Source organism: Burkholderia sp. Bp8998, from assembly GCF_003854235.1.
In the GTDB taxonomy this organism is placed as follows: Bacteria; Pseudomonadota; Gammaproteobacteria; order Burkholderiales; family Burkholderiaceae; genus Burkholderia.
Genome location: NZ_QTQF01000079.1, coordinates 1 through 13,504, shown reverse-complemented (window position 1 = coordinate 13,504; position 13,504 = coordinate 1). Strand labels below are relative to the sequence as shown.

Below are 13,504 nucleotides of genomic sequence, written 5' to 3'. Positions count from 1 at the left end.
GGCCGTCGCGATGCGGCTATGCTCGCCCAACAGTTGCAAATGATTCTCCATTCGGTGTGCTGAATTTACCGCTTACGAACAGCCAGGTGAGGTATCGGTATGGGTCGATGCGATTCGCCTTGCACGACTCGACGAGGGAGTACAGGTTGGCGCTCGCGTTTGCTCCGTCGACGCTGTCCGAGAACAGCCAGCCGCGGCGCCCGACGCAGAACGGGCGAATCGAGTTTTCGCAAGGATTGTTCGAGATAGCCCAGTTGCCATTCTCGACGTAGCGGACCAGCTTCGGCCACTGTTCGCGCAGGTACGTCAACGCTTTGCCCAGCAAGCTTTGTGGCACGACGCCAGGCGACTGCTCAAGCATCAGATTGTGGATGGCGTCGAGCACGCGTGCACTGTACCGTCGTCGCAATCGCTGCCGCCTGTCGGCTTTCCATTTCCCGCTACGCGCCTCGGCAACGAACAACTTTCCAATCAGCTTGATGAAGCGCGTCGCGAGCAGATCGGGCGAGCGCGCTGCCTTGGGCACATTGTCCTCTGCCTTGACGAAGTAGCGCCGGCAATGAACCCAGCATCCGAGGTGAACCAGTTGGTAACGCTGGGCAATGCCATTGTAGGGCTCGTATCCGTCGGTCATCAGGGCCGCACCTTCACGCACGCCGACGAACAGCTTGTCAGCCAGCTTTGCACCTCGTCCGGGCGTGTAGGTGAAGCAGCAGATCGGCGGTCCGGAACCGGTCATCTGCGACCAGAGATAGCTCTTTGTTTGTGGCTTGCGCCCCTTCTCCTTCAGGACCTGGAATGTCGTCTCGTCGCAGTAGATCAGGTCGGCATCAAGCAACGCATCGCGCATCAGGTTGATCACGGGTTGCGCCGCGAGACCGACACGGACCATGCTCGCGGCGATCGTGTTCGACGAGATGTCGCCACCGAAGCGCCGCAGCAGGCCTGCCTGGCGGTACAGGGGCATTCCGAACTGGTACTTTCCGGTGGCGATCCACGCGAGTGCTGATTCGGTGAGGAGTCCGCGAGGGATGATGCGCGGCGGCGCTGGCGTGACCTTGATGCCGAGATCGCAGCACGGGCAGGCATACTTGACACGCTGGTGCTGGATGACGCGCAGCTGTTCCGGAATCACGTCGAGCTGCTCGCTGGTTTCAACGCCGATCTCTACAAGCGCGTGACCGTCGTTGGCGCAGAAGCGATCGGCTTCGGGCAGTTCATGCCGCAAGACATCGCGCGGCAGGTTGGGATCGAGCGGCTTGCGGTGGCCACGCTGCTTGCGCGTGTGCGCGGCAACCTTCGTTTGTGGTGTGTCTTCCTGCGCGGGCGCGGAGTTCGCACCGAGCACTTCGGCTTCGTTGAACAAGCCGGGTTGATCAGTATCCCGCGCTTCGCTCTTCGCACCGAACAGCTCACGGCGGTAAGCTCGCAATCGCTCCTCGGCGAGATCGCGCTCTGCGGTCACGAGTCGCAGCGTGCTTCGCAGTTCGTCACGTTCTTGCTGAAGCGCGGCGTGCTCCTCGCGCATCGCCAGGAGTGCCTTGAGTTCGTCGGCAGAGAGGGTGACGTTGATCGGCATGTTGCTTAGACCGGCACGTCAATATCGTGTTCAACTCACACGAGCATAATGTCGTTTCGGATGGCGCCGAAGCGCGGCAATGTCAGCACCCTTGAGTAGCCACTGCAACCGCTCGACGTCCAGCGTGACGACTCCGGTACTACTGTCGGGCCAGACGAAGCGGTCCTTTTCTTCGAGTCTCTTGAGCAATAGCCAGAACCCGTTGTGATCCCAGCCGAGGATCTTGATACGATCGCATCGTCGGTTCGTGAACACGTAGAGCGACGAATCCATCGGGTTCAGTCCCATCGCCTGCTCCACGAGAATCGACAGGCTGTTCATTCCGAACCGGAAATCGACCGGATCGCGGTGCAGATAGACGTTCAGACCTTCGTCAAACCGGAACACGGCAGCCTCCCGAGCACCTGGATGATCGTCGTGATTTCTTCGACGTCAGCTTCGCCAAAGTCGAGTTCGACACCGTTGGGTAACCGGACATGTAGCGCGAGCGCCATCGCCGGAAACTGAGTGGACCGTGTAGACGGAGACACTGGAGCAGAGATGACGGGAACAAACGCCGGTAAGGTAGTTGCATTGCTGGGGCTTGTGACAGTCGGAGCCGGAATGTCGATCGAGACGCCATCGATTACCAATGGATCCGGCTCCCGAGATTCGTGCAAGATCTGCGGCTGATAGCGCGCGATCCACCGGCGTAACTGGTTCGGGTTGACGTCGTGATCCATGGCGGCACGCGCGATCGACACACCCGGCCTCAGGCATAGTGCGACCAGTTCCCGTACAGCATCTTCATTGAATTCGCGCCGGCCATCTCGTTTATGGCCAACGACCAGCCTGCTGCGAAGGTCTCGATTCTCGATCATTGCGGTCTGAGTGCATGTGTCCACGCGGACACTTAGCTTCAGACCTTCAGCCACTCATTGGAAGGACGTTGTTCCTCGACCGCATACAGTTGATCGATACGGGTCTGCCGGTAGCGTAGTTCTTGGTCTCGCTCACTCGCTTCCCGCTCCTTCTCCTTGATCGTCTGGTCCTTCGCCTCGACTTCGGCTATCAGTTGCGCTGTCAGGGCGCGCAACTGTTCCGGGCTGAGTGCGTCGAGGTCGGCAGGCAAGTTCATGCGGGCCAGTCTGCCAGAACCCTGCAGACGGCGGAAGCGCAACTGTTTACGTCCCGCGGGACTCAGACGACACGGATCACGCCGTCCTCGCCGATGCGTTGCCACGGCAAGCCCAGCACCAGGCCGGCCAGCTGTTCGTGCGTCAAGGCACGCTGCTTGGGTTCGCTGCCGAGGTGCGGCCAGGCGAACTGCCCCTGATTCAGACGTCGCGCAGCCAACCAGATGCCGATCCCATCGTGGATCAGGACCTTCATGCGGTTGGCGCGCCGATTGGTGAACAGATAGGCATGGTGTGGGTGCGCGGCGCCGAACACCTTGACCACACGTGCCAAGGCCGTATCGAAACCGGCACGCATGTCCAATGGATCGACCGCCAGCCAAATCTCGTCGACACGGATCACCGCAGCCACTCGCGCAGCCAGGCGGCACACTGGGTTGCTTCGGATACCGGCCAACTCACCGTGACCGACTGATCTCCCCGGCGCACCTCGATACGGATCTCTGGCGAATGCGGACTCGGCGTTCCCAATGCCAACGGCACAAAGGCTGGCAGTGACGGTGGCGTGGCCGGTGGACGGCCCAACGGTCTCTTGGGAAGTCGACCTTCCGCCTGATCGATCCAGCGCCGCAGCAGATTTGCGTTGAGCCTGTGTTCCAGCGCGACCGCCGCAACCGATACGCCGATTCCCTGGCAGGCAGCAACCACCTGCGCCTTAAACTCCTCGCTGTAGCGTCGCCGTCGACGACGCTCCGGGAGTGCTTCCGATTCGATAGTGTTCACGTGTCCGCTTATTCGTTAGGTGGACACGATACTCCCAAGCTCCTCGGTCAAACTCAAGACGGGTTGGCTAGCCGCTTACAAATATGCGGCCACTTTGCATTCCTTTGTTCCGGAAAAACACCGACCAGGAAGCTGGCGAATCAAGCCAGCAGTACTGCGGCTGACCGTGCCCACATCGATTGACTACCTCAAGCATCCGGCGCACGGAACCTCGGAACCGAACGAGGACGCTAAGGCCATTCCACGCGACAGCACAATGCTAAGGGTCACGCATGCTCGCGTCTCACGGTTCGCGAGCTATTTCGCCCGGCTCTGGCCGGGCGACTTTTTCGGGCATTCCGTGGAGGCCGAGATCACGTTCAACCCGCGTGCCTCGATACAAGGCGCGACGCGCATCCTTTGACTGCTGCTCACCTGCAATCCAGTGACGTTCGCTTTCCAAATCCCATCCCGTTACATGGACAAGGACGCGGGTCAATTGCTGACCCGTAGTATCACAGCTTCTTCGCTTTCGACTCAGGGGCTTCTTTGTCGTACAAGTTATTGACCAACACGCCAGCGACGACAAAGCCACCGTCAATGGGCAACGTATGTCCAGTGATGTAACTGGCCTGATCCGAGCACAAGAATAGGATGCCGTCGGCGATCTCGTCAGGCGTTCCATAGCGATGCATTGGGACCATGCCCTCATAGGTAGATCGCGTTTCCGCACTATGGTTTGCCAGCGCAAGTGGTGTGTCGACTGGGCCGGGAGCGACTGAGTTAATCGTGACCCCCCAGGGGGCGGCTTCAATGGCAAATTGCTGCGTCATTGCAATCAGAGCCGCTTTCGATGTGCCATATGCCATTCGACCAGTGCCCGCACGAAGTCCACTGATAGAAGAGATGTTGACGATCCTTCCCCAATTCGCCTTTCTCATATGTGGCAGTACGTATTGCATCAACAGCATAGGAGCGGTGACATTCACAGCCATCGTTGTCTGCCAATACTCCAAACTACACTCAAGCGCTGGAACCATCGCGCTAATGCCTGCATTGTTCACAAGGATGTTCGGCGGACCAAACTCCTCGGTCAAAGAATCAAGCGCATCGTGCAAGCGCGCACTAACCGCCAAATCCAAGACGCAACTCGCCGCCCGCCCTCCAGCCAATCGGATTCCGCGCACAACGGCCGCCGCTGCTTCGGCGTCCCTATCGAGAACGTACACGCTTGCGCCTTGGTCGAGCGCCAGCTTTTCGGCTGTTCGCCGGCCAATGCCACTGGCGGCACCCGTTACAAGGGCAACTCGCGAAGATTGCCGTGAATTCATCAGTTGTCTCCTTCTATGTTTCCGAGGGTTATGAAAGATATTGGACGTGATCTAGCACTTTGACTTATAAAAGAAGTGTGGCATCTCAAGCTCTCCACTTCCATTTGTAGAATGAGCGGCTATCGCATGAATGGCCCCCAATGCGAACTTGCGATCGAGGACTCTTTTCACGTTCGCACTGAGGACCGACTTTAGACATGAGACCACACATCCTGTGCTGGGCCAGACAAATCAACCGCGGCGTCGGTCTCGATGGACATCTCTTAGTCCACGCGAAAAACGTCGGTGATTCAATGGTGGGTGCACGCCAGAAGTCCTCATTGCTAAAAGAGTTTGCTCAGCGGATCGCACCGTGCGTCAGCAAAGATAATCGCACGCATGTAGTTACTCTTTGGCAGTGGCAGCTTCTGCTACGGCCCCACAAACTACACGCACACGCCGCCCCATCCCTTAGTTACGGCTTTTGTCAACCAATTTATTGGCTTTAATCCAAGGCATCATTGCGCGCAGTTTCTCACCGACGACCTCGATTTGGTGTTCGGCGTTCAAGCGGCGTCGACTCATCAATGTAGCTGCGCCGCTGGCACTCTCGAGTACAAAGCTCTTTGCGTACTCACCCGTCTGGATGTCGGCCAGGCACTGCTTCATCGCCTTCTTTGTCTCTTCCGTGACGACGCGCGGGCCCGTCACGTACTCGCCGTACTCGGCGTTGTTCGAGATCGAGTAGTTCATGTTAGCGATACCGCCTTCGTAGATCAGGTCGACAATCAGCTTGAGCTCGTGCAGGCACTCGAAGTACGCCATTTCAGGCGCGTAGCCCGCTTCGACCAGCGTCTCGAAGCCTGCCTTGATCAACTCTACGGTACCGCCGCACAGCACGGCCTGCTCGCCAAACAGGTCGGTTTCGGTCTCTTCACGGAAGTTCGTCTCGATGATGCCGGCCTTGCCGCCGCCATTGGCAATCGCATACGACAGCGCCAGATCGCGAGCCTTGCCACTCTTGTCCTGATACACGGCCACCAGGTGAGGCACACCGCCGCCCTGGGTATAAGTACTACGTACTGTGTGGCCAGGCGCCTTCGGGGCGACCATCCATACATCTAGGTCGGCACGCGGTTGCACGAAGCCGTAGTGAACGTTGAACCCGTGAGCAAAGACAAGAGAAGCGCCCTCCCTGATGTTAGGGGCAACGTCGTTTTTGTAGACGGTTGCGATTTGCTCGTCCGGCAGCAAGATCATGACGACGTCGGCCTGCTGCACGGCCTCAGCTATCTCGGCCACCTTCAGGCCGGCTTTCTCGGCCTTGGGCCAAGAAGCACCGTCCTTGCGCAGACCGACCAGTACATTTACTCCACTGTCATTCAGGTTTTGGGCATGGGCATGGCCCTGCGAGCCATAGCCGATGATCGCGACGGTGTTCCCCTTGATCAGACTAAGATCGCCGTCCTTGTCGTAAAAAACTTTCATGAAAAATTCCTTTCGGGTAATTGCTAGAGTTATGCCACAACGCGGGTCATACCGAACATAGCGAGCGCTGCTTGGACCACATCGCTCGCCTGAATGCGAGACACGACTTCGAGCGACTTTGCATATCCAACGGGAATACGTGGGGCGCCCATCCGGGCAATGCGGCAGCCTGTTGCCTGCGCTGCTGTCGCCGCGACTTCTGCACCAAATCCCGCAACCTGCACAGATTCATGCACGACTAACAAATTTCTCGTTCGCGCGCAGTCGGCAAGTACTGTCTCACGATCCCATGGCCAAATCGAACGTAAGTCAATGACACTTGCAGAAATGCCTTCAAGAGAGAGAACGGTAGCAGCCTGCTCGGCCACGCGTACTGCAGCTGACCACGAAACCAAGGTCAGATCGTCACCTTGGCGCAGCACGCGCGCGGGGCCAATTTCAAGAGCTGACGCTGTGTCAACCGGACCGATCACGGACCACAGCTCCTTGTGCTCCATGTACACGACCGGGTCTTCGCCCTTCAGCGCTTCCGACAGCATTGTGTAGTTGTCCTGTGGCGTGGCGGGACACATTACCGTCACACCTGGAAGATGGGCAAACCATGCCTCCAGACTTTGCGAATGTTGGGCAGCGGAACTGCCCCAATGTCCAATGGGCATTCGCAGGATAGCTGGAACTCGCCCTTGACCGCCGAACATGAAGCGATTCTTTGCGGCTTGGTTCACAATCTCGTCCATCGCGCACAAGGCAAAGTCGACAATTCGCAATTCCACGACCGGCCGTAGGCCGATTAGCGCCATACCGACGCCTACGCCAGCAATCGCGTTCTCGGATATAGGCGCGTCGATTATGCGTTCCGATCCAAACTCGGCCTGAAGGCCCTTGTACTGCTGGAAAATTCCACCGCGGCCGACGTCTTCCCCTACCACCACAACGCTCGGGTCCCGCATCATTGCATCGCGAAGCGCCTGCTGGGCGGCCTCCGCGTACGTGATCGTCTTCAGTACCATGTGCCTGCCCCCACGGTCTGAACGTCTGTAAATGCATCAGCAGCCGGCGGCACAGGCGAAGCCTCCGCAAAATCAAGAGCTTCTTGCAGTTCCTGTTCAACCTCCGCGTTGACGCGGTCAATAAGAACCTGAGGTACCCTCTTTTCGACGAGGCGTTTCCTAGCCAGCCGCATCGGCTCATCTCTAGCCGCAATTTCGATATCGACGGGGTCACGGTAGGCTTGCCCATCTGAAGAGAGGTGACCATGCATTCGCCGCGTAAGAGCGTGCATTAATCGCGGCCCATCCCCGGCCCGGATTTCTCCTACTAAGCGTTTTGCCAACTCGTAAACCGCTTCAACATCGTTGCCGTCGACACTTTCGGCTGGCACCCCTAATGCAACGGAACGCGCGACCACACCCGGCCCTGCCGTGAGTTCCCCAGTACGGCTTGTCGACGACCAGCGGTTGTCCTCACATACGAACAAAACGGGCAATCTAAACAGACATGACCAGTTGAGCGCTTCCAAGAAAGGACCACGGTTCACAGCACCATCACCAAAGAAGCAGGCGACGATGTTTGGCTTGTGCCGAAGCTTCATCGCCTGAGCCGCCCCACACGCAATGGCCATTCCAGCGCCCACGATTCCGTTTGCACCCAGCATGCCGACCGAAAAATCAGCAATGTGCATTGAGCCGCCCTTGCCTGAATTAGTGCCGTCGCGTCGACCAAACATTTCGGCCATCATCCTCTTCATGTCTGCACCCTTCGCCAGGGTATGGCCATGGCCGCGGTGACTGCTAGTCAGAAGATCATCCTGCACGAGATGGGCGCAAACACCAGCCGCAACGCCCTCTTGACCAATGGATCCGTGCAGAGGTCCACGAATCTTTGCGCGTTCGTCAATTTTCTGACCAAGAACGGCAACACCGCCAATGCTGAGTTCTTCCGCCGCGAGCTCGAATGCGCGAATGCGCGCCATGCTGCGGTACAGGGAAAGTAGTTCCATAAGGTGAGGTTGGAGAAAGAGGCGAAGAGACCTCGCCGAGGTCAGAGGGCCATTTGCCCATTGGAGCGATGCCGACGTCGAAGGACGGGAGACACTCTGCGATCGAGTCTTTTTATACGAGACCAGGCAAAACACAAGAATGCCCGCCATCGACAGGCAAGCAAACACCCGTGATGAAGCGCGCTTCGTCAGAGGCGAGGAACACAGCCGCGTTGGCAATGTCCCACGGCGAACCAGGCTTCTTCATTGGCACCGCCTTACTCCGTGCCGCGACCATCTCCTCGATCGACGAATATTGAGCCGAAATTTGCTTGTATACCAACGGGGTGTCGATGACCCCCGGCATGATCACATTCGCTCGAATTCCTTGCGCCGCATACTGCAAAGCAATGGCGACGGTCGCTTGATTCACTGCGGCTTTAGAAGCGTAATAGGCGAAGTATGAGTACCCACTCCAACGAATTGCCGACAGCGACGAGATGTTCACAATAGCGCCGCTTTGCTGTTCAAGAAAGTAAGGTAGTACTGCTCGGACTGTTCGATGTATCGAACCGACATTGATGTCCATGGTGCGCTGAAACGCCGCATCATCGAGTTCCAGAGGGCCACCCGCAGGCGCAACTCCAACGTTGTTGTGCAGGATGTGCAGACGACCGAAGTGTTGAATTGCGGTCTGTACGGCTCTATTGACATCATCGGTTTGTGTCACATCGGCAACCACCGCAATCGCGTCATGGCCTTCCGCTTGGATTACCCGTGCGGCGTCCTCCGCCGCTTCGGCAATCCGGTCGACACAAATTACTGCAGCACCTTCCCGAGCATAAGCAACGGCGGTTGCCTTGCCATTGCTCCATTCGTTTGGCGGACCTCCCGCACCGAACACTATGGCTACCTTGTTCTTCAGACGATCAACCACGGTTTGTCTCCTTAATACTTTTACAACGAGGAAACGATCATTGCCGAAATTCCTCACGCCACGAGCGTATCGGCATAACTCGATCATCGCACCAACGATTGATCAATCGAGTAAAGCCGGACATCTCGTTTAACCTGCTCAATGAGCATGCCTCAGACCGCAGGAACAGCACCAGCCCTAACCGAATCCTCAACGCACTGCACCGAGCGCGGGCAAATAGTCCGATCGTTTTTTTGTTGCGGCGAAGACGGACCTCAGCTCAGCCGACACCCACACGGTTCTCTGCGCCTCCCGCTCAACCATCCGAGAGCAAAAAATTTGCCGCTGCAGTAGTCGCTACTAGAAAGTAATAGTCCGCGCCACGCATACGGCTTCCTTTTGACAAATTGCGATCACTGCGCTTTGGCGAACTCGACGGGTTCGATCAGCAGTTCAAACGTCACAAGGACCGGATTTTCACCCCGCCGGAGACGCCCCTCACTTAGCCCACCAAGATTGTCGACAAGAGAAACGTCGATTTGGGCGGCGAAGTCGCCCTCAGTGGTCGCCGAGACCAGCCCTTCGCGAATAAACACCTCGGTCACGAAGGGAACCACTTCGCGACCGTCATCGAACGTCGCACCAATAATACTGCCAACGCCACCGCGCACCCGAGCGCGAGTAATCCCACGCGCTCTACATTCAGCTTCAAGCGCTGTGCAGAAATCCTCGTTCGGACGTACAGACATGGCGAACGCCCCACGCTCCTGAGGCGCAAAGGCAGCATCCGCAACTGGCTCGAACAGGGAGAATCCCGTTTCTGGGCTGGCGACAACTTCGAACGATGCTCCATCAAGCAACCATACCGATGCGTCGATCGGCTCGGAAATCACGGCGTCGTTCGGGAGTACATGGCCACCAAGTCGCCGGCCACTGGCGTCATACCAAATACCGTGGCAATGAAGCCAAGGCTGTGATTGACGCTGACCCACCGTCACCGACGCACACTCCAGTCGGATAACTCCCTGGGGCCGGTACTGCTCGCTGAAGTACACAGCGTGATTCGGCGTAGACGAAAGGGCCGGCATGCAGTACGCGAAAGGATCAAAGCTTCCACCGTGAAGCCTAGCAACAGCGCTTTTCACATGGTTAGCCTCAAGAACAGAGGCCAACGCCGGAAGCAAGGCCTCGCCCGGTGGGAGCTTCACCTGAGCGTACCGGATATCGCAGTCAGCCGTGCAGCTCCGCTGCGGGGCAACCGGTCCCGGATGCTCAATGTGACGCATCACTTTTCTCCTTCACGATTTCAAGCTCCACGGAGACACCCCGTCGCGCAAGTTCATCTTTTACCAATCGCTTAGGCACTTTGCCATAGCCCGACTTAGGGAGCTCTTCCCAAAAATAGACCCTCTTCGGAATCTTGTAGCGCGCTATACGCGTGGACATCCAGTCGAGTAGCCGCTCCTCGTTCAGAGTCGCACCCGGTCGCAACACGCATACCGCGACGCCAACCTCCCCCCACTGATGGTCAGGTAACCCGAGAACGGCGACTTCGGCAACGTCCTCATGCGTAAGAATTTTTTCTTCGAGTTCACGAGGATAGATGTTAGAGCCGCCAGAAATATACATATCCGAGTGGCGCCCGGTGAGGTACACATAGCCATCGTGGTCCATGTACCCCAAGTCCCCAGTGCGAAACCAGCCATTACGAAACGCCTTCGCATTAGCAGCCGGATCGTCGTAATAGCCGAGAAAGACTGCTGGCCCCACAACGCAGATCTCGCCAGTCTCTCCATACGCCAGTTCATTTCCGTCATCGTCTTGAACCGACACCTCAATCCCGGTACGTTCATATCCACACGTGCCAGCACGAGCCACCGCACCTTCACCGCAGTGTTCCTGCGGAGGCAAGACAGTGATGTTGCCCGTCACCTCGCCCAATCCGTAGTACTGCACCAAAACGGGACCAAGCTTGTCAAGCGCGAGCTTCTTGTCGACCTCGTACATCGGCGCACCGGCGTACACGACGTAGCGCAAGCTCGAGTGGTCGCGCAAATCGACGCTGGGGTGTTCTACCAACATCTTCAGGATGGTCGGAACCGTGAACATGTTCGTAAGGCGATACTTCTCGATCAATTCAAACGCCTGATCTGCGGAAAACTTCTCGGAAGGTAGTAGCACGGTCTTCCCGCCCCGCGAAGCCATGATCAATTGATGCACCCCGGCTCCGTGCGAAAGCGGTGCGACGACCAGCGAGCCGTCGCGGTAATCAGTTCCCGGCAACAGGTCGGACAAGTGATTGTTGACCACGAAGGCCATCTGACCATGGGTAAGAACCGCAGCCTTTGGCTTGCCAGTGGTGCCCGAGGTGAATAGGAACCAGCATGGGGTATCGCGATCCACGGCGGCATTCGGCACGGTACAACCGAGTCCTGCTTCGACTAACTCCGCAGCATGGAGGCCGCCATCACGCGGCAACTCAGCGCCCGTGAGCCAAATTACCTGCGTCCTTGGCTGCGCCTTGCAAACAGCAGCGGCGTATTCAGGGAAGTCGCTTTGACACAAGAAAACCTGGCTCTTAGCCTTGCTCGCGATATAGACAACCTCGTCGGGCATCAGTCGAAAGTTCGTCGGAACCCAGATCGCTCCGAGTCGGAACGTCGCGAACATCGACTCGAACATTTCGTTGCTGTTTTTTGAGTGGACGAGAACGGTGCTTCCCGGACCGACACCACGTTCGGCGAGGGCGGCTGCAAAGGCACTCACGCGCGCGTCAAACTCTGCCCAGGTCCAAGATTTATCGCCCCAGACAAAGGCGACGTGGTCAGACAACCGGCGCGCATTGTGGGTCGACCAATAGGCCAAATTCATCACCCGGGTCGACGTCGGCGTTTGAAAAACGGCAGTCATCGCGTGCGCTCCATGATCGAAACGTAGTTTGCCACCGCAGCCCCACCCATGTTGAATACGCCAGCCAGATTTGCATTGGGCAACTGCATACCACCCGCCTCACCGACCAGTTGCATCGCTGCCATGACGTGTTGCGAAACTCCTGTCGCGCCCAGCGGATGTCCGCGAGCCTTGAGGCCACCCGAAACATTGACGGGAAGCTGGCCGTCTTTTCTTGTCGTGCCCTCCCTGATCACCCGCCATCCCTGTCCGGCTGGTGCCAACCCCATAGCCTCGTATTCGATCATTTCGGCAGTCGTAAAGCAGTCATGCGTCTCCACCAGGCTAAGATCACTTAGATCTGCACCAGCACCCGCCAAGGCTTTTCGCCAGGCGTGGCGCGCACCTTCAAATGCTGTCGGATCACGTCGCGACAGCGGCATAAAATCGTTCACCTGGACCCGCGCCCTGAAGCCAATCGCCCGGCGCAGAGTTGCCGCCGTCTCTTCGTCCGCAAGGACCACTGCGGCAGCACCGTCCGAAACCATCGAACAGTCGGTACGGCGCAGCGGACCAGCAACCAGCGGATTGCGCTCCGATACCTCATTACAGAAATCGAAACCGAGATCCTTGCGGACATGTGCAAACGGATTCTCCAATGCGTTCGCATGGTTCTTCGCGGCAATCATCGCCAGCTCTTCACTGTGGTTCCCGTACTTGTCGAAGTACGCCTGCGTGATTCGCCCGAAAATTCCTGCGAAGCCGGCGGGATTGTCCTCTTCTTTGCGATAGCACCCACTGAGCAAGATCCCCGGGATGTCACGTGAGGAGACGGCAGTCATCTTCTCTGCGCCAATGGCGAGCGCAATCCTGCCACGACCGCTCTCGATGAAGTCCGCCGCACTGTAGATTGCGGCAGTCCCGGTCGCGCACGCATTTTCCACGTGAAGCGCTGGAGTGAAGCGCAGTCCCGCGTTACCAAGCGCGACGAGCCCTCCCTCGAATCCCTGCGGCGTCAGCCCGTTGTTGAAAACGCCTACCGTGATGGCGTCAACTTCCGATGGCGCAACCTGGGCATGGTCAAGCGCAGCTGTAGATACGCGAGCAATCAGCGACTCGACGTCTGCATCGTCGAGCTTGCCGAACTCCGTATGAGCCCAGCCAACAATAACGGCACGTTTAGCCATGAACCAATCTCCTGATGGACAAACCGAATATCAACTTTGTTATTTGTTGGTCCGTATTTCGGACCTTCGTCTCGATGGTACAAACCTTTATTTGACAACGTCAGTTTAGGTGCTTAAATGCCTTCACGCAAATAAGTATAGACACTGGTCCGATATTTGGACCCGCCAATCAAGACCATTTGGCAGAAGCGATCCACATATCGGACCATCTTAAAATAGGAGACAGAGCATGAATCGACGTCAGTTCGTGAAGGACCTCTCTCTGGGTGCGCTCGCCGCC

Annotated in this window: 14 protein-coding genes and 1 pseudogene; 1 reads left to right on the top strand and 14 read right to left on the bottom strand. The window is 57.6% G+C overall.

What is annotated here, in order from left to right:
• Nucleotides 1-16: 16 nt before the first annotated feature.
• From tnpC to tnpA, 6 genes and pseudogenes are all read right to left on the bottom strand, one after another.
• Nucleotides 17-1,579: an IS66 family transposase gene (gene tnpC / locus DIE06_RS36735; protein WP_124665599.1), complete on the bottom strand. Its 1,563-nt coding sequence runs from the start codon at nt 1,577-1,579 to the stop codon at nt 17-19.
• Nucleotides 1,580-1,609: 30 nt separating this feature from the next.
• Complete coding sequence (tnpB, locus tag DIE06_RS36730) at nt 1,610-1,966, bottom strand: IS66 family insertion sequence element accessory protein TnpB (protein WP_124550752.1); 357 nt, start codon at nt 1,964-1,966, stop codon at nt 1,610-1,612.
• Nucleotides 1,942-2,439, bottom strand: a complete 498-nt coding sequence (locus tag DIE06_RS36725; protein WP_124550753.1) for a transposase — start codon at nt 2,437-2,439, stop codon at nt 1,942-1,944. The genes tnpB (DIE06_RS36730) and DIE06_RS36725 overlap by 25 nt, the downstream gene beginning before the upstream one ends.
• 86 nt (nt 2,440-2,525) lie before the next feature.
• A pseudogene (locus DIE06_RS36720) lies at nt 2,526-2,696 on the bottom strand (IS66 family transposase); the annotation flags it as partial.
• 62 nt (nt 2,697-2,758) lie between these two features.
• Nucleotides 2,759-3,106 (bottom strand): IS66 family insertion sequence element accessory protein TnpB, encoded by a 348-nt coding sequence (gene tnpB / locus DIE06_RS36715; RefSeq protein ID WP_221624093.1) that lies wholly within the window; start codon nt 3,104-3,106, stop codon nt 2,759-2,761.
• A complete protein-coding gene (gene tnpA, locus DIE06_RS36710) occupies nt 3,094-3,477 on the bottom strand; it encodes an IS66-like element accessory protein TnpA (RefSeq protein ID WP_260433892.1) in 384 nt (127 codons plus the stop codon). Before tnpA ends, tnpB (DIE06_RS36715) begins: the two co-directional genes overlap by 13 nt.
• 19 nt (nt 3,478-3,496) lie before the next feature.
• Between tnpA and DIE06_RS38745 the strand changes: the two genes are divergently transcribed.
• The gene (locus tag DIE06_RS38745; protein WP_124665598.1) at nt 3,497-3,880 is read left to right on the top strand and encodes a hypothetical protein; all 384 of its coding nucleotides are present in this window, start codon (nt 3,497-3,499) and stop codon (nt 3,878-3,880) included.
• Between the two features lie 91 nt (nt 3,881-3,971).
• Here DIE06_RS38745 and DIE06_RS36700 read toward each other — a convergent pair whose 3' ends face one another.
• From DIE06_RS36700 to DIE06_RS36665, 8 genes are all read right to left on the bottom strand, one after another.
• Nucleotides 3,972-4,787 carry an SDR family NAD(P)-dependent oxidoreductase gene (locus tag DIE06_RS36700; RefSeq protein ID WP_124665597.1) on the bottom strand — a complete coding sequence of 272 codons (816 nt, stop codon included), beginning with the start codon at nt 4,785-4,787 and terminating at the stop codon, nt 3,972-3,974.
• Between the two features lie 450 nt (nt 4,788-5,237).
• The gene (ilvC, locus tag DIE06_RS36695; protein ID WP_124665596.1) at nt 5,238-6,254 is read right to left on the bottom strand and encodes a ketol-acid reductoisomerase; all 1,017 of its coding nucleotides are present in this window, start codon (nt 6,252-6,254) and stop codon (nt 5,238-5,240) included.
• A gap of 29 nt (nt 6,255-6,283) precedes the next feature.
• Complete coding sequence (locus DIE06_RS36690) at nt 6,284-7,264, bottom strand: alpha-ketoacid dehydrogenase subunit beta (RefSeq protein ID WP_124665595.1); 981 nt, start codon at nt 7,262-7,264, stop codon at nt 6,284-6,286.
• Nucleotides 7,255-8,253, bottom strand: a complete 999-nt coding sequence (locus DIE06_RS36685; RefSeq protein ID WP_260433891.1) for a thiamine pyrophosphate-dependent dehydrogenase E1 component subunit alpha — start codon at nt 8,251-8,253, stop codon at nt 7,255-7,257. The genes DIE06_RS36690 and DIE06_RS36685 overlap by 10 nt, the downstream gene beginning before the upstream one ends.
• Nucleotides 8,254-8,365: 112 nt before the next feature.
• Nucleotides 8,366-9,169, bottom strand: a complete 804-nt coding sequence (locus DIE06_RS36680) for an SDR family NAD(P)-dependent oxidoreductase (protein WP_124665594.1) — start codon at nt 9,167-9,169, stop codon at nt 8,366-8,368.
• Nucleotides 9,170-9,561: 392 nt separating this feature from the next.
• Nucleotides 9,562-10,041 carry a PCC domain-containing protein gene (locus DIE06_RS36675; protein WP_124665593.1) on the bottom strand — a complete coding sequence of 160 codons (480 nt, stop codon included), beginning with the start codon at nt 10,039-10,041 and terminating at the stop codon, nt 9,562-9,564.
• 379 nt (nt 10,042-10,420) lie between these two features.
• Nucleotides 10,421-12,058 carry an acyl-CoA synthetase gene (locus DIE06_RS36670; RefSeq protein ID WP_124665592.1) on the bottom strand — a complete coding sequence of 546 codons (1,638 nt, stop codon included), beginning with the start codon at nt 12,056-12,058 and terminating at the stop codon, nt 10,421-10,423.
• A complete protein-coding gene (locus DIE06_RS36665) occupies nt 12,055-13,224 on the bottom strand; it encodes an acetyl-CoA acetyltransferase (protein ID WP_124665591.1) in 1,170 nt (389 codons plus the stop codon). The genes DIE06_RS36670 and DIE06_RS36665 overlap by 4 nt, the downstream gene beginning before the upstream one ends.
• Between the last annotated feature and the right edge of the window lie 280 nt (nt 13,225-13,504).